Origin of the sequence: Bradyrhizobium sp. IAR9, assembly GCF_013408065.1 — a bacterium.
In the GTDB taxonomy this organism is placed as follows: domain Bacteria; phylum Pseudomonadota; class Alphaproteobacteria; order Rhizobiales; family Xanthobacteraceae; genus Bradyrhizobium.
This window is the reverse complement of the sequence record NZ_JACBZW010000016.1, coordinates 57,293-77,625: the sequence shown is the minus strand read 5'-3', so window position 1 is coordinate 77,625 and position 20,333 is coordinate 57,293. Positions and strand designations below refer to the sequence as shown.

Annotated in this window: 22 protein-coding genes and 1 tRNA gene; 17 read left to right on the top strand and 6 right to left on the bottom strand. The window is 64.8% G+C overall.

Annotation, left to right across the window (positions count from 1 at the left end; all coding sequences use genetic code 11):
- Positions 1 to 67: 67 nt before the first annotated feature.
- The 14 genes from GGD67_RS32570 (at position 68) to GGD67_RS32505 (ending at position 13,099) form a co-directional block, all read left to right on the top strand.
- Positions 68 to 1,003 carry a branched-chain amino acid ABC transporter permease gene (locus tag GGD67_RS32570; protein WP_179738539.1) on the top strand — a complete coding sequence of 312 codons (936 nt, stop codon included), beginning with the start codon at positions 68 to 70 and terminating at the stop codon, positions 1,001 to 1,003.
- 2 nt (positions 1,004 to 1,005) lie between these two features.
- Positions 1,006 to 2,778, top strand: a complete 1,773-nt coding sequence (locus tag GGD67_RS32565; protein WP_179738537.1) for an ABC transporter permease subunit — start codon at positions 1,006 to 1,008, stop codon at positions 2,776 to 2,778.
- Positions 2,765 to 3,472 (top strand): ABC transporter ATP-binding protein, encoded by a 708-nt coding sequence (locus tag GGD67_RS32560; RefSeq protein ID WP_179738536.1) that lies wholly within the window; start codon positions 2,765 to 2,767, stop codon positions 3,470 to 3,472. The genes GGD67_RS32565 and GGD67_RS32560 overlap by 14 nt, the downstream gene beginning before the upstream one ends.
- A 35-nt stretch (positions 3,473 to 3,507) precedes the next feature.
- On the top strand, positions 3,508 to 4,758 hold the full coding sequence (locus tag GGD67_RS32555) for an ABC transporter substrate-binding protein (protein WP_179738534.1): 1,251 nt from the start codon (positions 3,508 to 3,510) through the stop codon (positions 4,756 to 4,758).
- Between the two features lie 35 nt (positions 4,759 to 4,793).
- Positions 4,794 to 6,032: an ABC transporter substrate-binding protein gene (locus GGD67_RS32550; RefSeq protein ID WP_179738532.1), complete on the top strand. Its 1,239-nt coding sequence runs from the start codon at positions 4,794 to 4,796 to the stop codon at positions 6,030 to 6,032.
- Between the two features lie 41 nt (positions 6,033 to 6,073).
- Positions 6,074 to 6,454, top strand: coding sequence for a carboxymuconolactone decarboxylase family protein (locus tag GGD67_RS32545; RefSeq protein WP_179738530.1), 381 nt, complete (start codon positions 6,074 to 6,076; stop codon positions 6,452 to 6,454).
- A 15-nt stretch (positions 6,455 to 6,469) separates the two neighbouring features.
- Positions 6,470 to 7,240, top strand: a complete 771-nt coding sequence (locus tag GGD67_RS32540; RefSeq protein ID WP_179738528.1) for an SDR family oxidoreductase — start codon at positions 6,470 to 6,472, stop codon at positions 7,238 to 7,240.
- Between the two features lie 22 nt (positions 7,241 to 7,262).
- Positions 7,263 to 8,003: an SDR family oxidoreductase gene (locus GGD67_RS32535; RefSeq protein ID WP_179738526.1), complete on the top strand. Its 741-nt coding sequence runs from the start codon at positions 7,263 to 7,265 to the stop codon at positions 8,001 to 8,003.
- Positions 8,004 to 8,026: 23 nt separating this feature from the next.
- Positions 8,027 to 8,743: a GntR family transcriptional regulator gene (locus tag GGD67_RS32530; RefSeq protein ID WP_018320628.1), complete on the top strand. Its 717-nt coding sequence runs from the start codon at positions 8,027 to 8,029 to the stop codon at positions 8,741 to 8,743.
- Between the two features lie 24 nt (positions 8,744 to 8,767).
- Positions 8,768 to 9,742, top strand: a complete 975-nt coding sequence (locus GGD67_RS32525; protein ID WP_018320629.1) for a tripartite tricarboxylate transporter substrate-binding protein — start codon at positions 8,768 to 8,770, stop codon at positions 9,740 to 9,742.
- Positions 9,743 to 9,977: 235 nt separating this feature from the next.
- Positions 9,978 to 10,607 carry a DUF1326 domain-containing protein gene (locus GGD67_RS32520; RefSeq protein ID WP_179738524.1) on the top strand — a complete coding sequence of 210 codons (630 nt, stop codon included), beginning with the start codon at positions 9,978 to 9,980 and terminating at the stop codon, positions 10,605 to 10,607.
- A gap of 50 nt (positions 10,608 to 10,657) precedes the next feature.
- Positions 10,658 to 11,482: a DUF2182 domain-containing protein gene (locus GGD67_RS32515; protein WP_179738522.1), complete on the top strand. Its 825-nt coding sequence runs from the start codon at positions 10,658 to 10,660 to the stop codon at positions 11,480 to 11,482.
- A gap of 226 nt (positions 11,483 to 11,708) precedes the next feature.
- Positions 11,709 to 12,923, top strand: a complete 1,215-nt coding sequence (zigA, locus tag GGD67_RS32510; RefSeq protein ID WP_179738520.1) for a zinc metallochaperone GTPase ZigA — start codon at positions 11,709 to 11,711, stop codon at positions 12,921 to 12,923.
- Complete coding sequence (locus GGD67_RS32505) at positions 12,920 to 13,099, top strand: hypothetical protein (RefSeq protein ID WP_179738455.1); 180 nt, start codon at positions 12,920 to 12,922, stop codon at positions 13,097 to 13,099. The genes zigA and GGD67_RS32505 overlap by 4 nt, the downstream gene beginning before the upstream one ends.
- 16 nt (positions 13,100 to 13,115) lie before the next feature.
- On the opposite strand, the gene GGD67_RS32500 is transcribed toward GGD67_RS32505, so the two are convergent.
- Both GGD67_RS32500 and GGD67_RS32495 read right to left on the bottom strand, forming a co-directional pair.
- Positions 13,116 to 13,200 (bottom strand) — tRNA-Leu (locus tag GGD67_RS32500).
- A 200-nt stretch (positions 13,201 to 13,400) separates the two neighbouring features.
- Positions 13,401 to 13,643, bottom strand: coding sequence for a FliM/FliN family flagellar motor switch protein (locus GGD67_RS32495; protein ID WP_011088012.1), 243 nt, complete (start codon positions 13,641 to 13,643; stop codon positions 13,401 to 13,403).
- A gap of 102 nt (positions 13,644 to 13,745) precedes the next feature.
- Here GGD67_RS32495 and lipB point away from each other — a divergent pair, with 102 nt between their 5' ends.
- Complete coding sequence (lipB, locus tag GGD67_RS32490; protein WP_179738518.1) at positions 13,746 to 14,483, top strand: lipoyl(octanoyl) transferase LipB; 738 nt, start codon at positions 13,746 to 13,748, stop codon at positions 14,481 to 14,483.
- 90 nt (positions 14,484 to 14,573) lie between these two features.
- Here the strand turns inward: lipB and GGD67_RS32485 are convergent, their stop codons facing one another.
- On the bottom strand, positions 14,574 to 14,996 hold the full coding sequence (locus GGD67_RS32485; protein WP_018320633.1) for a 4-oxalocrotonate tautomerase family protein: 423 nt from the start codon (positions 14,994 to 14,996) through the stop codon (positions 14,574 to 14,576).
- A gap of 113 nt (positions 14,997 to 15,109) precedes the next feature.
- Between GGD67_RS32485 and GGD67_RS32480 the strand changes: the two genes are divergently transcribed.
- Positions 15,110 to 15,964, top strand: coding sequence for a LysR substrate-binding domain-containing protein (locus tag GGD67_RS32480; RefSeq protein WP_179738516.1), 855 nt, complete (start codon positions 15,110 to 15,112; stop codon positions 15,962 to 15,964).
- A gap of 4 nt (positions 15,965 to 15,968) precedes the next feature.
- Here GGD67_RS32480 and GGD67_RS32475 read toward each other — a convergent pair whose 3' ends face one another.
- The 3 genes from GGD67_RS32475 to GGD67_RS32465 are packed head-to-tail and all read right to left on the bottom strand — an operon-like array spanning position 15,969 to position 18,639.
- A complete protein-coding gene (locus GGD67_RS32475; protein WP_179738514.1) occupies positions 15,969 to 17,405 on the bottom strand; it encodes a TIGR01777 family oxidoreductase in 1,437 nt (478 codons plus the stop codon).
- Positions 17,402 to 18,067, bottom strand: coding sequence for a DUF4166 domain-containing protein (locus GGD67_RS32470; protein WP_179738512.1), 666 nt, complete (start codon positions 18,065 to 18,067; stop codon positions 17,402 to 17,404). Before GGD67_RS32470 ends, GGD67_RS32475 begins: the two co-directional genes overlap by 4 nt.
- Positions 18,068 to 18,081: 14 nt before the next feature.
- A complete protein-coding gene (locus tag GGD67_RS32465; RefSeq protein WP_179738510.1) occupies positions 18,082 to 18,639 on the bottom strand; it encodes a GbsR/MarR family transcriptional regulator in 558 nt (185 codons plus the stop codon).
- Between the two features lie 144 nt (positions 18,640 to 18,783).
- Here GGD67_RS32465 and GGD67_RS32460 point away from each other — a divergent pair, with 144 nt between their 5' ends.
- On the top strand, positions 18,784 to 20,304 hold the full coding sequence (locus GGD67_RS32460; protein ID WP_018320638.1) for a PAS domain-containing sensor histidine kinase: 1,521 nt from the start codon (positions 18,784 to 18,786) through the stop codon (positions 20,302 to 20,304).
- Positions 20,305 to 20,333: the final 29 nt, after the last annotated feature.

The window sequence follows — 20,333 nt, the reverse complement described above, 5'->3', positions numbered from 1 at the left end:
AGTACGGGGGAAACATGGTCGATCTCGAGACCAGCTTGGAATTGTCAGCGGCGCGGAGGCAGGGCTGATGGAAGGATTCCTGCAAGCGCTCGCCGCGGGGCTTTTGATCGGCGCCGTCTACGGCCTGATGTGCGTCGGGCTCGGCCTGATCTTCGGCGTCATGCGCGTCATCAACTTCGCGCATGGCGATTTCATGATGCTCGGCATGTACACCGCCTTCTATCTCTTCACCGCCGCCGGCATCCAGACATTGTTCAGCAATGCCGTCGGGCCGTTCGTCGCCATCCTGCTGGCCGGGCCGGTGCTCGCACTGTTCGGCTATTTCGTGCATCGGGCGCTGATCTCGCACGTGTCGGGGACGCGCACCGCCTCGCTCGAAGGCGAAGGCCATTACGCCCAGCTCATCCTCACGCTCGGCATCGCGCTGATCCTGCAGAATGGCGGCCTCATCGTGTTCGGCTCCGTGCTGGCCTCGATCCGCACGCCGCTGTCGAGCTCGGCCTGGGAGCTCGGGCCCTTCTTCGACATGAGCATCTTCCTCAACAAGGCCCGCAGCATCGATATGATCGTCTCGCTGGCGATCATGGTCCTGCTGTCGCTGCTGATCACGCGCACGCGGGTCGGCAAGTCGCTCCGCGCCGCCGCGGACAATCCGACGGCTGCGACCTATATGGGCATCGACGTCGACCGCGCGCATCGCACCGCCTTCGCATTGGGCTGCGGCATCACCGCGATCGCCGGCGGCCTGCTTGCCACCAACTACCCGTTCCACCCCTTCGTCGGCCTCGAATACGTCATCGTCATGTATGCCGGCGTCGTGCTCGGCGGCATGGGCAGCATCATCGGCGCGTTCTGGGGCGGCATGACGATCGGCCTCGTGCAGCAGATGTCGACGCTGATCCTGCCGACGCAATTGCAGAACGCCGCGATCTTCGCCGTCTTCCTCCTCATCATCTTCTTCCGTCCGCAGGGCTTCTTCGGCCGCATGGTCGAGAGGACGTGACCATGCTCCGGATGCGATCCTTTCTGCCTCCCCTGCTCTTCACGCTCGCCTATGCGGTCGTGTCGCTCGGCGTCACTAACTCCTACTATCAGCTCATCCTGACGCTGGTCCCGGTGTGGGCGGTGTTCGGGCTGTCGTGGAACCTGCTCAGCGGCTACACCGGCCTGATCTCGTTCGGCCATGCCGCCTTCTTCGGGATCGGCGCTTACGCGACCGCGCTCGGCCAGATCTATTTCGACATCTCGCCCTGGCTGCTGATCCCGGTCGCCGCCATGCTCGGCGGCATCGCCGGGCTCCTGATCGGCTTTCCGACCTTCCGCCTGCAGGGCCACTACTTCGCGCTGGCGATGCTCGCCTACCCGCTCGCCATTCTCTACGTGTTCGAATGGCTCGGCTTCCAGGAGGTGACGCTTCCGATCAAGCGCGAGGCGCCGATCGCCTACATGCAGTTCGCCGATCCGCACCTCTACACGCTGCTCGGGCTGGCGCTCATGCTCGCCACCATCGTTCTGACGCAGGTGATCGAGCGATCGCGCTTCGGCATGGCGCTGCTCGCGATCAAGCAGAACGAGGCCGCGGCCGAAGCGGCCGGCATCAACACGCTGGCCTGGAAGTTGCGCGCGATCACGCTCAGCGGGGCGATTGCCGCCGCCATCGGCGGGTTCTACGCGCAGGTGCTGCTGGTCGTGACCCCGGCATCGGTGTTCGGCATGCTGGTGTCCGCGCAGGCGCTGACGGTCGCGATGTTCGGCGGCGTCGGCACGGTCTGGGGCCCGGTGATCGGCTCGGTGATCCTGATCCCGCTCGCCGAGATCCTGCACGCCGAAGCCGGCGCGCGCATCCCCGGCATTCAGGGCGTCATCTTCGGCATCGCCATCGTCTGCGTCATCCTGCTCGCGCCCGAAGGCCTGTTCTGGAAGCTGCGCGACCTCCTGCGCAAGCGCACCGCATCCAAGGCGGCGGTCAGTGATACACCGGAAGCAGCAGCTGCCAACGTGACGGCCCTGAAGCCGGCTGCGCGACAGCGTGCCGCCACCGGCGAGGTCGTGCTCGAAGTGAAGAACCTCTCGCGGTCCTTCGGCGGCCTCAAGGCCGTGCAGGACGTCAGCTTCAAGCTGCACGAGAACGAGATCCTCGGCATCATCGGCCCCAACGGCGCCGGCAAGACCACGCTGTTCAACCTCCTCAACGGCTTCCTCAAGCCGAGCCAGGGCGAGGTGCTGATCGACGGCCGCAACATGTCGGGCCAGCGGCCGCACGTGATCTGCGAGGCCGGTATCGGCCGCACCTTCCAGGTGATGCGGCCGTTCCTGCGCATGTCGATCCTCGACAATGTCGTGGTTGGGGCCTATGTGCGCGCCCGCTCCGACGATGAAGCCCGCAAGCTTGCCGCCGACGCGGTCGCCCGCGTCGGGCTCTCTGCCGTCGCCGACCGTGTCGCCGGCGAGCTCTCGACCAAAGAGCTGCGGCTGATGGAGCTGGCCCGCGCGATCGCCGGCCAGCCGCGCATCCTGCTGCTCGACGAGACACTCGCGGGCCTCGGCCACGGCGAGGCCGACGAGGTCGTCGCCGTGATCCAGCAGCTCGCGCGCGACGGCATGACCATCGCGATCATCGAGCACACCATGCAGGCGATGGTGCGCCTCGTCGATCGTTTCCTCGTGCTCGACCACGGCGCCGTCATCACCGAAGGCCTGCCGGAAGTGGTGACGCGCGACAATCGCGTGATCGAGGCCTATCTCGGCAAAAAGTGGGTGGGCCATGCTGCGAATTGAGCGATTGAGCGCGGGCTATTCGGCCAAGCCCGTCCTGAACGACGTCTCGATCAATGTCGGCGCGGGCCAGTTCGTCGCGATCGTCGGACCCAACGGCGCCGGCAAGACCACGCTGTTCAAGACGATCTCCGGCATCGTCAAGCCGAGTGGCGGCGCGATCACGTTCGACGGCGTCGATCTGTTCGCGGTGCCGCCGCCGCAGCGCGCCCATCTCGGCATCGCCCATGTCCCGGAGGGACGCCAGGTCTTCCCGTCACTGACCGTGATGGAGAATCTGGAGATGGGCGCGATGACCGAAAGCGGCCGGCGGAACTGGCAGGCCAACATCGAGCGCATCTTCGAATGGCTGCCGGTGCTGAAGGAGCGCCGCGATCAATTCGCGGGCACGATGTCCGGCGGCCAGCAGCAGATGCTCGCGATCGGCCGCGGCCTCGCCTCCTCCCCGAAGCTTCTGATGCTGGACGAGCCCTCGATGGGGCTCGCGCCTTCGACCGCGGACTTCATCTTCGAGCGGCTGATCGAGATCCGGCGCCAGTCCGGGCTGACCATGCTGCTGGTCGAGCAGCGCGTCGCGGAAGCGCTGGAATCCGCCGACCACGGCTATGTCCTCGAAGCCGGACACGTCGTGCTCGAAGGCAACAACGCCACGCTGCGCGCCGACGACCGCGTGCGGAAGGCCTATCTCGGCATGTGACGACGATAAAAAACAGGGACCAGGGAGCAAACAAAATGGACAAGACATCGAAGAGTAAAATATCGACGGGCCTCACGCGCCGCACCGTGCTCTCCGGCGCCGCGGCCGTCGGCCTCGCCGGTGTAGCGCGCGCGCAGGCACCTGGCGAGATCAAGGTCGGATTGATCGTGCCGCTGTCGGGCATCTACACCCGCCCCGGCCAGGTGATGAAGATGGGCGCCGAGATGGGCATCGAGCACATCAACGCGCAGGGCGGCATCAAGGCGCTCGGCGGCGCCAAGCTGAAGCTGGTCGTGATCGACTGCGGCGACACCACCGAGAAGGCCAAGAACGCGGCGCAGCGCATGGTGGCGCAGGAGCCCGATCTGGTCGCCGCCACCGGCTCCTATCTTTCCTCCTTCACGTTGGCCGTCACCGAGGTGACCGAGCGCGCCGAACTGCCGGTGCTGACGCTGTCCTATTCGGACCTGCTGACTGACCGCGGCTTCAAATACATCTTCCAGACCGCCGCGACCGCGAGCCGCCAGTCCGAGCTCGGCCTGCCGACGCTGATGAAGCTCGCCGAGAATGCCTCGGGCAAGAAGCCGAAGACCGTGGCGATGTTGATGGACAACACCGCGACGTCGGTGGCCACCGCCAAGGCGCTGAAGGAAAAGCTGTTCGCGCAGGAGGGCCTCCAGCTGGTCGTCGAGGAAGTCTGGACCCCGCCGCTGTCGGATGCGACGCCGCTGATCCAGAAGGTTCGTTCGGCAAAGCCCGACCTGCTGCTGTTCATGCCCAATGCGGTGTCGGACGCCAAGCTGGGCCTCGAGAAGATCAGCGAGTTCGGCCTCGGCCAGGGCAAGATCCCGACCGTGTCCTTCAGCATCACCATCGCCGAGCCCGACATGCTGCAGAGCGTGAGCCCGGAGACGGTGCAAGGCATCATGACCATCGTCGCCAATTGGGGCTCGAAGGGCCACGAGGCGCTGATCGCCGAGCTCAAGACCAAATACAAGGAGCCCTGGATGACGCAGAACGTCATCTCGACCTATGGCGACATGTGGCTGATGAAGGAAGCCCTGGAGAAGGCCGGCAAGGCCGACCGCAACGCGGTCGCGCAGGCCTTCCGCACCATGGATGCCGGTCCGTCGAAATATTATCCGGGCGGTCAGCTCAAATTCGACGAGAAGGGCCGCAGGGTCGGCGCCGGCGTCGTCATCGTGCAATGGCAATCGGGCGTGCCTGTCACCGTTTATCCGCCCGAGCTCGCGCAGGCGCAGCCGTTCTGGCCGAAGAAATCCTGACAACGTCGCGCAATTTTTCAGGGAGGAGAATTGTCATGACTGCCAAGAGCAAGATCACGATATCGCGGCGAACGCTGCTGGCCGGCGCCTCCGGCACGCTGATCGCGTCCCGCGCCGGCTGGGCGCAGCAACCGTCTGAAGTGAAGGTCGGCCTGCTGGTGCCGATCTCGGGGCTCTATGCCCGTCCGGGAACGGTGATGCGCGAAGGCGCCGAGATGGCGATCGACCACATCAACGCGCAAGGGGGCGTCAAGGCGCTCGGCGGCGCCAAGCTGAAGCTCGTGGTGCTGGATTCCGGCGACACCACCGAGAAGGCCAAGAACGCGGCACAGCGCATGGTGGCGCAGGAGACCGATCTGGTCGCGGCCAGCGGCGCCTATCTGTCCTCGTTCACCCTCGCCGTGACTGAAGTGACCGAGCGCGCCAACCTGCCGATGCTCACCCTCTCCTACTCCGACCTGATCACCGAGCGCGGATTCAAATACGTGTTCCAGACCGCAGCCACGGCGGGATCGCAGGCACGACAGGCGCTGCCCCAGATCATCAAGCTGGCGGAGACGGCTTCCGGCAAGCGGCCGAAGACGGTCGCCATCCTCACCGATAACACGGGGGCCTCGATCGCCTCGGCCAAGGCGATGCGCGACGGCCTGCTGGCGGAGAACCAGCTGCAGCTGATTGTCGACGAGACGTTCACGCCGCCGCTGGCGGATGCGACATCGCTGGTGCAGAAGATCCGTTCGGCCAAGCCCGATTTACTGTTCTTCCTGCCGACCGTGATCTCGGACGCAAAGCTGCTGCTCGAGAAGATGAACGAGTTCGGCCTCGGCCAGGGCAAGGTGCCGACGATCTCGTTCGGCATCGCGATCGCCGAGCCCGACATGCTGCAGACCGTCAGCCCCGAGCTGCTCCAGGGCGTGTTGACCTGCGTTGCCAGCTGGGGCGCCAAGGGCCATGAGGCGCTGATCGCCGAGTTGAAGACCCGCTACAAGGAGCCGTGGATGACACAGAACGCGATCTCCACCTATGGCGACATGTGGGTGATCAAGGACGCGCTGGAGAAGGCCGGCAAGGCCGATCGCGTCGCCGTCGGCGAAGCGCTGCGCACCATGGATGGCGGCCCCTCGAAATATTACCCGCTGGGCGAGATCAAGTTCGACGAGAAAGGCCGCCGCGTTGGCGCGGGCATGACCATCGTGCAGTGGCAAGCCGGCATTCCAGTCACGGTGTTCCCGCCCGAACTCGCCCTGGCAAAACCGTTCTGGCCCAAGAGCTGACCTAAGAGCTGACAACGCCAAACCAAGAAACGGAGACCACAATGGACAAGGCGACCTACGACCGCGGCCTCGAAATCCGCAAGAGCGTGCTCGGCAACGAATTCGTCGACAAGGCGATCGCATCCGCGGACGACTTCAACCGGCCGATGCAGGATCTGACCACGGAATATTGTTGGGGTTACGTCTGGGGCCGCGAGGGCCTCACCCGCAAGACACGCAGTTTCCTCAACCTCGCAATGCTCTGCGCGCTCAATCGCCCGCACGAGCTGAAGACCCATGTCCGTGGCGCGCTCGCCAATGGCGCGACCAAGGAGGAGATCCGTGAGGTCTTCATGCAGGTCGCGATCTATTGCGGCGTGCCGGCGGGCGTCGATGCGTTCCGGAATGCGAAGGAAGTCTTCGCCGAGCTCGACAAGACATAGCGGAGCGTGGCTGCGATGAAGGACAAATGGGCACTCGTGACCGGTGCGACCGCGGGCCTCGGCTTCGCCGTCGCGGAGGGCCTTGCCGGCGCGGGCGCCAATATCGTCCTGCACGATCTCGCTCAGCCGAAACAGGTCGCAGATGATCTGCGCGCCCGCTTCGGCGTCGAGGTCATCGCAGCCGGCGCCGATCTGTCCCGGCGCGAGGCGATCGAGCCCATGATGGCGGACCTGCTCGATCGCTGCGGCGCCATCGACATCCTCGTCAACAACGCCGTCGTGCGGCATTTCTCTGCCATCGACCAGTTTCCGCCCGAGCGCTGGGATCAGGCCCTCGCCGTCAATTTGTCGGCGCCGTTCCACCTCATCCGCCTGGCGCTGCCGGCGATGAAGCAGCGCGGCTGGGGCCGGATCATCAATATGGGCTCGATCTATTCAAGCCGCGCGGTCGAGGACCGCATCGACTACGTCACCACCAAGACAGCGATCGCAGGCATGACCCGCGCGGTGGCCATCGAGACGGCGCGCAGCGGCATCACCTGCAACACGCTCTGCCCCGGCACGCTGCCGACACCCGCCATCCTGAACAAGATCGCGACGATGGCATCGAACAGCGATCGTCCGGTCGAGGACGTGACGCGCGACTATCTCGGCGAGCGCCAGCCGACGCAGCGCTTCGTCGAAATGGATGCGGTCGCCGCCATGGTCGTCTTTCTCTGTGGCCCGGCCGCAAACGACATCACCGGCGCCAGCCTGCCGATCGACGGCGGCTGGTCGGTTGCATGAGAACTGGAATGGGAGTGCTGCGATGACTGAACAATCGGGACAAACCGTCGTGCTGACCGGTGCCGCCGGCGGTATGGGACGGGCCATCACCAAGGCGCTGCTCGACAGCGGCCGCCGCGTCGTGCTGGTCGATCGCGACGCCAAGGCGCTGCAGGAATTCGCGGCAACGTGCGGCGACGCGGTATTTCCGATCCAACTCGACATCAGCGATGCCAAGGCTGTGGATGCCCTGCCGAACGCCATTCCCGCCCACTTCAAGCCGGTCGAAATTCTCATCAACAATGCCGGCCACGACATCGGCGGCCGGACGCGCTTCGACATCGGTTCTGCGGACGACTGGTCCAACATCATCCAGACCAATCTGATCGGCCTGATGCGCGTCACGCGCGCGATCCTTCCCGGCATGGTCCAGCGCAACGCCGGTCATGTCGTCAACATCAGCTCCATCAACGCGGTGCGGATCGTGCCCGACATGGCGGCGTACAGCACCAGCAAGGCGGGCGTGCACATGTTCACCGAGACCCTCCGGGGCGAGCTGGCGGAAACCGCGATCCGGGTCACCGAGCTGCAGCCCGGCCTGACCCGGACCAATATCATCCTGACCCGCTACCGCGGCGATACGCAGAAGGAAAAGGACTATTTCGACCAGTTCAGGATGGCGCTCGATCCGGCCGATATCGCCCGCTCCATTGTCTTCGCGCTCGACCAGCCCGCCCACGTTCAAATTGCCGAAATGATGATTCTGCCTGTAAACCGGTACTGAGTTTTCCCGAACAGGACCCGGACATGGAAAGACGCCGCGAATTGCAGTCGACACTCCGCATCGAGGACGTCCCGACCGTCCGGGCGATGGTGGCGCAGAAGCTGCGTGAGGCGATCATGTCGGGAACGTTGAAGCCGGGCCAGCGCCTGGTCGAGCGCGAGCTTTGCGAGATGATGGGCGTCAGCCGCCCCTCGATCCGCGAAGCGCTGCGTGCGCTCGAAGCCGACGGGCTGGTCAATACGGTTCCGCACCGCGGCCCCGTGGTGTCCACGATCAGCCTCGAAGAGGCCCGGCAGCTCTACGCGGCACGCGCGGTGCTCGAGGGCTTCGCCGGCCGCGAATGCGCCAGGCTTCACGACCCCGAGGTCGCGCGCCGGATCGGCGACGCCCTGACACGGCTGAAGGCCGCCGCCGCCAAGCAGGACCTCGTCGGCAGCCTCGAAGCCAAGACCGATTTCTACGCGGCGCTGATCGGCGGCTGCCGCAATGCCTTCATCGAACGCATGCTCAAGCCGCTGCACGATCGCATCCAGCTGCTGCGGATCACCTCGATGTCGCAGCCGAAGCGGATCAACAAGAGCCTTCGCGAGGTCACCGCGATCTGGCGCGCGATCCAGAACGGCGATCCGGATCTCGCCGAGCGTTGCTGCGTCGACCACATCAATGCGGCTGCGGTGGCCGCGCTCGACATGATCGAAAAATCGTCGGCGGCCAAGGAGGCGGCGCCTTCCGACGACTAGAACAACGCCGCCAGGGAGTGTTCGATGAAGTTTCTCGTACGATCGCTGATCCTGCTCCTCCTGCTCTGCCCTCGCGATGCGGCGATCGCGGACGACTACCCCGCCCGCCCGGTCACGGTCATCGTGCCGTTCTCCGCCGGCGGTCCCGGCGACGTCATCGCGCGTATCCTCGGCAGCGCCATGAGCGCGACACTGAAACAGTCCATCGTCATCGAGAATGTCGTCGGCGCCGGCGGCACGCTCGGCACCAACCGCGTCGCCAAGGCGGCCGCGGATGGCTACACGCTGCTGCTGATGCATGTCGGCCAGGCCACCGCCCCTGCCCTCTATGCCAAGCTGCCGTTCGACCCGGTCGGCGACTTCGCCCCGATCGGGCTGGTCACCGACGTCCCGATGATCCTGGTGGCGCGGCCGAACTTTCCGGCCAAGGATCTCAGCGAGCTGGTCACGCACATCCGCAATGCCGGTGACAAGGTCACTTTCGGCAATGTCGGCCTCGGCTCGGCCTCGCAGCTCTGCGGCCTGATGTTCATGAGCGCCACGGACACCAAGCTCACCCCGATCTACTACAAGGGCGGCGGACCGGCGCTGAACGACGTCATCGCCGGCCATATCGACGTCTATTGCGATCCCGCGACCGGGCCGACGCCGTACATCCAGTCGAAGACGATCAAAGGCTATGCCATCACCAGCAAGACGCGTGTCGCGACGCTGCCTGATGTGCCGACCTCGACTGAAGCCGGCGTTCCCGAGTTCAATGTCACGACCTGGTACGGCCTCTACGCACCGCGCGGCACGCCCAAGCCCGTCGTCGATCATCTCGTGGGCGCACTGCAGACGGCGCTGAAGGATCCCGCGCTGATCAGCCGCTTTGCCGAGCTCAGCATGGCGCCGGTCGAGCCTGAGCGCGCGACGCCGGAAGCCCTCGAAACGTTCCTGAAAGCCGAGATCGGCAAATGGGGACGGATCATCAAAGCGGCCGGAATCGAACCGCAGTAGGTTCGCGCCATGTTCTGATCAAGTGCAGAAATATCCGAGATTTCAAAGGGAAAATTGACTTTTGGGCACTCGAGTGGCGGCCGCGTTGAGAGTTCAGGTGCAGTTCCAGCTGATCGGTGCACTTTTCCGTAGGTCGGCCGAGCCCCATTGCGGGACTTCGTCGCGAGGCGTAATTTTCAACTCTACGTAGCTCGTTCGAAAGCAACTATCGGGTTCGGCCTAGCGGGAGCGAGCAATGGCGGATGTCCCATGGCACCTTTCCGGTGACTATTTCGAGAATTGCAGTTGCAGCATCGTGTGTCCCTGCCTGGTGTCGGCGGCGCCTCCATTGACCGCGCGACCGACCGAGGGCTTCTGCAACGTACCGCTGATCTTCCACATCGAAAGCGGCCGCTATGGCGATATCGCGCTCGATGGGCTGAATGTGCTCGTCATCCTCCACGCACCTGGGGTCATGGCGGACGGAGATTGGTCGATCGCCGCCTATATCGATGAGCGCGCCAATGATGAGCAGACCGAGGCCATGGCTGCGATCTTCACCGGCGGTGCCGGCGGTCCGATGGCCGCCTTCGCGCCGCTGATCAGCAAGAACCTGGGGGTGCGCAAGGTCCCGATCACGTTCCGGATCGACGGCAAGACGCGGTCGGCGGAAATCCCCGGCATCCTGCACATGTCCGTCGATCCCCTGCCGACCATGCATCCGAGCGGGGAGATGTGGGCGAACATCGGCCATCCGGTCAGCCCCGATGCCATGGTGATGGCCGTCGGCGCCGCGGGCAATACTTTCAGCGATCATGGCATGCGCTGGGATAATTCCGGCAGGAACGGCCTCTATGCGCCGATCCGCTGGTCGAACCAGGCGTGATGTAAACTTCCGATACCGGCCTGCGTCAGGGCCGCCAATTTCGATCGCAAATGAAGGACAGCCCACTTGAAACCGTGCTGCGTCGCGATCGCTGGATCGTCGGCGGCGCGATCGGCCTCATTGTCGCGCTGGCATGGAGCTATGTGCTCTGGCTCGCCCACGACATGGACATGGGCGGCATGGACATGACCGGATTCCGCATGATCCCGGCCGGGATCGGAATCATGCTGCCGACGAGCGAGCCGTGGCGAGCGTTCGAGTTCGTCGACGTGCTCCTGATGTGGGCGGTGATGATGATCGGAATGATGGCCCCCTCCGCTGCGCCCATGATCCTGATGTACGCCCGCGTAGGCCGACAGGGCAAAGCACAGGGCAAGCCGTTCGCCGCGACCGGCTGGTTTGCCGCCGGTTATCTCCTCGCCTGGTGCGGCTTTTCGCTGGCAGCCACCTTTCTCCAATGGGCGGTCGAGCGGGCCACCTTGCTGGATTCCCGGATGGCGCTCGCAAGCAACCTGCTCGGCGCCATCGTGCTGGTCGCGGCGGGTGTCTATCAATGGACGCCGTTGAAGAACGTCTGTCTCGCTCAATGCCAGTCGCCGTTTCTGTTCCTGATGCGCCATGGCGGCTTTCGCAGCGACCTGCGCGGCTGCCTGCTGCTGGGACTTCGGCACGGAGGCTATTGTGTCGGTTGCTGCTGGGTCTTGATGGCGCTGTTGTTCGTAGGCGGCGTGATGAACGTGCTCTGGATCGCGGTTTTGGCGCTGCTTGTCCTCCTGGAGAAAGTTACGCCGGTCGGACGATGGATCGCGCGCGCTGCGGGGATTGCATGTGTGGCCGCGGGCGCCTGGCTGCTGGTGTTCTTGCCGCAGTCGTGAGCAACCTCTGAACGGGCCGCCGCTCATCCTTCGAGACGTCCGGCATTTTGCCTGCCCCAACCGCTCCGTGCGGGCAAAGAACAATCAGTTGAACGTTCGTAACTCCAGCTGAACCGCAAAACGGCTTGACGTGGACGTCGACAACGAATGTAATGTTATAATATTACATATCCGGTCCCGATGCCCAACCGTCACCCTATCCCCTTGAAAAGACTGTTCGATCTCCATGCGAAAACTCCCCGTCACCGTCTTGTCCGGCTTCCTCGGGGCTGGAAAGACCACTTTGCTGAACCACGTCCTGAACAACCGGCACGGCCTGAAAGTGGCGGTGATCGTCAACGACATGAGCGAGGTGAACATCGATGCGGATTTGGTCCGTGGTGGCGGTGCGAACCTGTCCAGGACTGACGAGAAGCTCGTCGAGATGACCAATGGGTGCATCTGCTGCACGCTGCGCGACGACCTCCTGAAGGAGGTGCGCGCCCTCGCCGAAAACGACCGGTTCGATTATCTGCTGATCGAATCCACCGGCATCTCCGAGCCGCTGCCGGTTGCAGCGACCTTCGACTTCTGTGCCGAGGACGGCGAAAGCCTCTCCGACGTGGCACGCCTCGACACCATGGTCACCGTGGTCGACGCGGTGAATCTGCTGAGGGATTATTCATCGACGGATTTCCTGGAGCTTCGCGGCGAAGCGCTGGCGAACGAGAAGCGCACGCTGGTCGATCTCCTCGTCGAGCAGATCGAATTTGCCGACGTGATCGTGCTCAACAAGGTCGATGACGCCTCGCCGGCACAACGCGAAGCAGCGCGAAAGATCATCCGCGCGCTCAATCCGGAAGCGGAGCTGATTGAAGCCAACCACAGCCGGGTCGCCTTCGATCGCATTCTCGACACCGGCCGGTTCGACTTCGAAAAGGCGCAAGCGCATCCGCTCTGGTTCAAGGAACTCTACGGTTTTGCCGATCACGTGCCGGAGACGGAGGAATACGGCGTGAGCAGCTTCGTCTATCGCGCGCGCCGGCCGTTCGATCCCGAAAGATTCGACAAGTTCGTGCGAGAGCCCTGGCCCGGCGTCATTCGCGCCAAGGGACATTTCTGGCTGGCAACGCGGCCGCAATGGCTGGGCGAGATCAGCCAGGCCGGCGCGATCACGCGCACCGAGGCCCTTGGATTCTGGTGGGCGAGCGTGCCTGCGGAACGCTGGCCGGACGACCCGTTCTGGCGCAAGCGATTGCGCGCGAATTGGAACGACGTCTATGGCGATCGTCGCCAGGAAATCGTGTTCATCGGCGCAGGCATGGACGAGCGCGCGCTCCGCGCACGCCTGGACGCCTGCCTTGTGCCGGGCAAGCCGGCCATGAACGTCACGGAATGGGCGAAGCTCGCAGACCCGTTTCCGGTCTGGCGGCGCGCGAACGAAGTCGTGGAACGCGAATGACCAAAATCGTCCGCTTCGTCTCTAAATCCGAACTCGAGCGGCAGCGCCTCATCCGCGAGGCCCGTGCGATCTACGACAGCATCTTCCCGCCGGACGTCCCCGCCGGCGGTTGCGCGCATGATCCGTCAGATCTATGGGCGGCGCACGAAGCCGCCGCCGAAATCCAGCCCAAATAATAATAAGGGATGAAGGTGGTGCGCTCGGAGGGACTCGAACCCCCACGATTTTACTCACTGCCACCTCAAGGCAGCGCGTCTACCAGTTCCGCCACGAGCGCTTTGGGGATGCCGGCTTGAGGCTTGAAGGCCGGCCGGATCAACGGCGCCGATCTAACAAATCCATCAGAGGGGTACAAGCCTGCAAAGGCCCTGAATTCCACAGCTTTGCAGGAAAGTTCCCGGCCTTCCCCCGAATCCGGCCTTACCGCAGGTCCAGTGCCCTACCGCATGCCCGGGCCGCGACCGCGTGCACCGGGCCCTATCGGGTCCCCGGCGTGCGCGGCAGCATCTGCTTGACCTCGACCGCGATCCGGTTGCGGTCGACCAGCACGACACCGGAGGCGACCGGCAGATTATTGGCCAAAACCTTGACCTCATCGGCCTCAGTTGCGTCCAGCTCGATGATGGCGCCGCGGGAAAGACGTAATACTTGATGGATCGGCATCGTGGTCGTCCCGAGGACGACCATGAGATCCACGGTGACTTTATCGAGAGTGGGCACTGTCAGGACCGCCGCAACCAGGGACTAAGGACCAAGGACCAAGGACTTAGAACAAGGCCTTGGCATTTGCGCCTGCAATGATCACCACGTTATGGTTAGCCAATGGTTAATTTGCCCCAAAACCCGCGCCAAGAGCTGGATTTGACGTCGTTTTCGGCGTCCCGGGGCCAGCCCGTGGAGTGGCGAATCTCGGACGCGCCGGTGCCCTATCCGGAGGCGGTAGCCGCCATGGAAGCCCGGGTCGCCGCCATTGCCGCGGGCGAGGCCCCGGAGCTGGTCTGGCTGCTCGAACACCCCCCGCTCTACACCTCCGGCACCTCGGGCAACGATAGCGACCTGCGCGATCCCCGATTCCCGATCTTCGCCACCGGGCGCGGCGGGCAGCTCACCTATCACGGGCCGGGCCAGCGGGTTGCCTATGTCATGCTCGACCTCAAGCGCCGTCGGCCGGACGTCCGGGCCTATGTCGCGAGCCTGGAGGAGCTGATTCTGCGCACGCTCGCCGCCTTCAATGTCCGCGGCGAGCGGCGCGAGGACCGGGTCGGCGTCTGGGTCAGGCGGCCCGACAAGGGCGAAGGTTACGAGGACAAGATCGCGGCGATCGGCGTGCGGCTGAAGCGCTGGGTCTCGTTCCACGGCATCGCCATCAATATCGAGCCGGACCTGTCGCATTTCGCCGGCATCGTACCGTGCGGCGTGGTCGATCCCCGCTACGGCGTCACCTCTCTGGTCGATCTCGGCCAGCTCGTGACCATGGCTGAGGTCGACATCGCGCTTCGGCAGGCGTTCGAGGAGCTGTTCGGGCCGACCAAAGCGTTGGTGCCGGAAGCGGCCGCCTAGCATTGCTTCCTGAACAATTCCGAAGTTCAGTTCCGGGCAGCAAGCTGACGATCAGGCCGCGGGTGAGATGGCTCACCCGCGGCTTCAGCCTCACGCCGCCTGCAGCGACACGTCGAGCTTGCCGGCGATGTAGCGGCGCTCCTGGGTGAGGCCGCCGAAACCGTAGGCATCGCCCTTGACCTCGTCGACATGCAGATAGGTCTCGGGATGCAGCGGCCCCAGAATCTCGGCCATGCGCTTGAACATGGCGGCAAGATAAGCGGCCTTCTCGTCCTTGGTGTTGGTGCCTTCGGTGACGTGGATGTCGATCCAGTAGCTGGCAAGCTTCTGCTCGGCGAGCGACTTGCCGCCGGCGAACCAGTCGCCGGCCTCCACCGACTTCACGATGATCGCAGTCACCTTGGGATCCTTGTGCAGGATCTTTGCGGTGAGCTCGGACACTGCGTTGGCGATCTCGGCCTTCAGCGAGGGCGACTGGCGGGACGAGGTGTAGGACACGGTGATCAGCGGCATGGTGGCTCTCCTCAAGATGCAGCGCGGGATTTGCGCGGCGTTGGTGAGAAGCTAGACCTTCCCTAGTCATTTTGATATCTTATCTCTATTGATACCAGTGATAACGATCCATAATGACAGCCACCCTCGACATCGCCACGATCAAGGCCTTCCTGCTGGTCGCCGACCTCCAGAGCTTCACCCGCGCCGCGGAGGCGCTAGGCACGACCCAGGCGGCGGTCAGTCTCAAACTGCAGCGGCTGGAAACATTGCTGGCAAAACGCCTCGTCGAGCGCTCGCCGCGCGCGGTCCGGCTCACGGCCGAAGGCGCCAGCTTCCTCGATCGCGCCCGCGCGCTGATGGCGGCGCATGACCGCGCGCTGTCCGGCGAGGCCCCGACCGCACAGTCGCTCTCGCTCGGCATCTCCGATCACGCCGCCGGCCCCGAACTGGTGCCGCTGCTGGAACGCCTGCACGCGATGTCGTCAAATCTCACCCTCGCCGTCACCATCGGCTTCTCGCGCGAGATGCAGGACGCCTATGACGCGGGCGAGCTGGACGCTGTAATCGTGCGCCAGGAAGGCAGCCGCCGCGGCGGCGAGAAGCTGACCGAGGACGAGTTCGGCTGGTTCGCGTCCCGACGCTTCACCCTGCCGAAGGGCGAAGCGCTGCCGCTTGCGACCCTCGCCCCGCCCTGCGGCGTCCGCGCCGTCGCCGTGCGCGCGCTCGACAAGGCCGGTCTCGCCTGGCGCGAGCGCTTCGTCGGCGGCGGCGTCACCGCGGTGGTCGCGGCGGCGCTTGCCGGGCTTGCGATCGCGCCGCTGGCGCGGCGGATCGCACCTCCCGGGCTGGTCGACATCGGGCCCGCGCACAAGCTGCCAAAACTCGGCAGCTCGAAGGTGATGCTGCATTCGAAGGTCAGCGATCCCGCCAAGCTCGCGGCGCTGCGCGCGGTGGCGGCGACGTTCCGGAGTGCGGCCGCGACCTGATGCCTCACAGGATCGCCTCGAACGCGCTACGCAGCGTCTCGTGGCGGAATACAAAGCCCCGGCTCAGCGCCTTGTTCGGCAGCACGCGCTGACCGCCAAGCAGCAGCTCGTCGGCGAAGCCGCCGCCGATCCGGCGCAACAAGCCGCCGGGAATGCGGAAGATCGCGGGCCGATGCAGGCGGCGGCCGAGCTCCTCGGTGAACTTTGCGTTGGTGACGGGGATCGGCGCGGTGGCGTTGACCGGGCCCGACAGATCGGGCGTTGCCATCACATAGGCGATCAGCCGGATCAGATCGTCGCGCTCGATCCAGGACATCCACTGCCGCCCGGTGCCGATGGGACCACCGAGGCCGAACTCGAACGGCGTCAGCATGCGCGTGACGAAGCCGCCTTCGGTGCCGAGCACGAGGCCGATGCGCAAGCAGACGACGCGGACACCAAGCTCCTCCGCCGGCCGCGCCGCCTTCTCCCACGCCGCGCAGAGCTCGTGGCTGAAACAGGCGTGCGACTTGGCGGACTCCGTCAGCACCTGGTCGGCCCACAATCCGTACCAGCCGATCGCGGAGCCGCTGACCAGCACCTCGGGCTTGCGATCGAGCCGTGCGATCAGTTTGACGACCTCACCGGTCATGTCGATGCGTGAGCCAAGAATCTTCGCCCGCTTCGCCTCGGTCCACAAGCCGTTGCCGATCGGCTCGCCGGCGAGATTGACGATGGCGTCGATCGGTGTGTCCGAAGCGAGCTGATCGAGGCTGGTGATCAGCGTGACCGGCGGCGGCAACATCTCCGCCTTGGCGGGGTTCCGGATCAGCGCGATGACGTGATGCCCTGCGGCGCTGAGGCTCGCCGCGAGGCGACTGCCGATGAAGCCGGTGGCGCCCGTGATCAGCACGGTTTTGCGGCCCGGCAGCTTCTCGACGAGTCCCTCGGCGGGAACGCTGCGCATGCGGCCGAGCCGGCGCATTGCGGCAAAATCCCTGAGGCCGCAGAGCGCGGCACCAACCGCGCAGGCGGTCGCGGCGATGCTGAGCAGACCCTGATAGACGACGATCACGCCAAAGGGCTGCATTGCCCAGTCGATCAGCACGGGCAGCAGCAGCACCAGAATGGCGCCGTAATTGATCGCGAGCAGCGTGTGGTTGATGCGCTCGCTCGGCGGCAGTTTCCGGCTCAGATCCTCCTCGACGAAATCCATCAGCGTGATGACGATCTCGGCGACCAGGATCGCGACGACCAGCATTGCGAGCACGCCATAGACCTCGAGCCAGCCGAGCAGCAGGAATAAGAGCGCATAGAGCATGTTGCGGATGCCATGCAGCTTGAGTTCGAAGCGCTGCGACACCCGCCAGGCCAGGCGCTCGGTAAATTCGTGGTGATAGAAGGTGTCGAACACGCCCATCACGATCTGGATGGCGATGAGCGTCCACAACAGCGGCGTCATGATACGGCCTCCCTGAAGGTGGCGGACTGGTGGATCAGCGCGCCGTAACGTGGATGAATGACATCGAGGGTGAAGCGGAATGCGCCCTCGCCGAGATCGCGGTGCGTCACCGTGAGATCGCCCGGCGTGAGCCAGCGCGGCAAGGGGATCCACAGGCGTCCGAGCTGGAGCCCATAACCGGCGCTGCGGAAGGTCAGCGTCTGGTCCTCGACCGCGGTGCGGAGCGCCATCGAGACGCCGAAGCCGACATATTCCTCGAGCCCGGTCGGACCGGCAAAACGCTTGGCGGAATGGATCACGTGCGGAAAACCGCGCTTGCGCGCGCAGATGCGGGTCCAGGTCTGACCGCCGGTCGTACCGTCCTCGGTCACGGTGACGATCATCGGCACGCCGGTATCACGGCCGGTCGGCAGCGGCCCGCCGATCAGGCGCGCAGCTTGGGCGAACCACCAGCCGATCTCGCTGAAGGAGACCTTGTCGACCACGCCGACATAGACGACGCTCTCGCCGTCCGCGACGCGTTTGGAGAAACGCCGCCAGGTCGCGAGCGGCAGGCGGCCCCAATCCTCGTCCGACAGCAGCGCGCGGAAGCGGCGGTCGTCGAGCAGTTTGGTGTGAGCGGAGGTCGATGCGTTGGAGCCTGATAATCGAGCCGACGTCATCGCACCCTCCTCAGCTATTTGGCCTTGCCCAGCGGCAGCAGGCTGACGATCTTCTCGCCAAGCCGCATCAAGGCGACCAGCCGCGGCCGCGGCACCTTCAGCATCTGCATGAACCAGTGATCGGCGAGCTCGGTGAAGGCGAGCATCTCCTTCAGCCGCTTGGCTGCGACCGGATTGATGGTGGGATCGCCGGCGGCATCGGACACGCAGGCCCTGAGCGCTGCGATCGCCGGATCGAGCTCCCGCTCCTTGCGCCGCGCCGCAATTCTGGCGGCGACCTCCCAGATGTCGGTCTCGGCTTCGTAATGGTCGCGGCGGTCACCGAGGATCGGCACGCGCCGGATCAGGTTCCAGGCGAGCAGCTCCTTGAGCGAGTTGGAGACGTTCGAGCGTGCCATGCCGAGCGTGTCGGCGATGTCCTCCGCCGTCATCGGCGCCTCGGCGAGATAGAGCAGCCCGTGAATCTGGCTGACCGAGCGATTGACGCCCCACTCGTCCCCCATGTCGCCCCAATGCAGGATGAAGCGCTCGACGGCGGTTGGGAGTTTCTTCTTTCCGGTTATTTCTGTCATTACAGAAATATCTGACGATAACGTCCCCTTGTCAAGCGGGCTTCGTCCCGTATACGGGTGCGGGATATCTGCCTAAAAATGTCCCAACTTCAGGGAACCATCCGCTTTCTGTGGCGTTTGCTCCCGTCGAGGCAGGGTCCCGGAATGATCGGAAAGTTCAGTCAACAGCGAGACTTGTTCGAGAGCGAGCGCAGTTTCCGGCTGTTGGTTGAGGGAGTTGCGGACTACGCGCTCTACATGCTCGATCCCAGGGGGATCATCACCAGTTGGAATATCGGCGGCGAGCGCATCAAGGGCTATTCGCCCGGGGAGATCCTCGGCCAGCATTTCTCCCGCTTCTACACCGAGACCGACCGTGCCAACGGCAAGCCGGCCCGCGCGCTCGGCATCGCGCGGGAAAAGGGCCGCTATGAGGAGGAAGGCTGGCGCGTCCGCAAGGACGGCACCTTCTTCTGGGCAAGCGTCGTGATCGACCCGATCTACGAGGACGGCGAGCTGGTCGGCTTCGCCAAGATCACACGCGACATCACAGAACGCCGCAATACGCAGCTCAAGCTCGAGGCGATGCAGAAGCAGCTCGCCGAGTCCCAGAAGTTCGATGCGCTGGGACAGCTCACCGGCGGGGTCGCGCACGACTTCAACAACCTCCTGATGATCATCAGCGGCAGCCTGCACATGCTGAAGCGGGGTCCCGACGACGCGGCCAAGGTTCAGCGCGCGATCTCGGCGATCGAGACCGCCACCAAGCGCGGCGCGGCGCTGACCAACCAGCTCCTCACCTTCGCGCGGCGGCAGAGCGTCAATCCGCAGGCGATCGATTTCGCCGAACGCATCGCGGAGATCCGCGAGGTGCTCGATGCCGGCGTCGGCAGTTCCGTACGCCTGGCCTTCGACATCGGCCACGATGTCTGGCCGGTCAAGACCGACGCCTCCGAGCTCGAGACCGCGATGCTCAACCTTGTCATCAATGCCCGCGACGCGATGCCCGACGGCGGCACGGTGACGATCGGCGCGCACAATGTCGTGCTGGACGAGGTGCCCCTCGCCGGCGACTTCGTCGCAATCGACGTCACCGATACCGGGCTCGGCATTCCCTCCGACGTTCTCGACAAGATCTTCGAGCCGTTCTTCACCACCAAGCCGATCGGAAAGGGCACCGGCCTCGGCCTGTCCCAGGTGCACGGCTTCGCCCATCAGGCCGGCGGCACGGTGAAGGTCGCAAGCGAACTCGGCAAGGGCACGACGTTCACCATCCTGTTGCCGCGCGGAGAAGACACGCCGTCGCGAGAGACGGCTGGGGGACCATCCTTCCAAGGCAGCGGCACGGTGCTGCTGGTCGAGGACAATCCCGACGTTGCGCTGGTCAGCATCGGTCTTCTGGAGCAGCTGGGCTACCATGTCCGCCGGGTCGCCGACGCCGAAGCCGCCTTGCGCGAGATCGAGAAAAACGGCGTCGACTTCGTGTTCTCGGACATCGTCATGCCCGGCAAGATGGACGGGCTCAGCCTCGCCCATCGCCTCCGTCAGATCCGCCCTGGCCTGCCGATCCTGCTCGCCACCGGCTACAGCGACGTCGCCGCCGGCGTGCGCGGCGATTTCCCGATCCTGCGCAAGCCCTACGAAATCCACGAGCTGAGCGAAGCAATCGCCAAGCTGCCAAGGTGAGGCTTCGTCTTCACCTCTCCCCGTAAGAA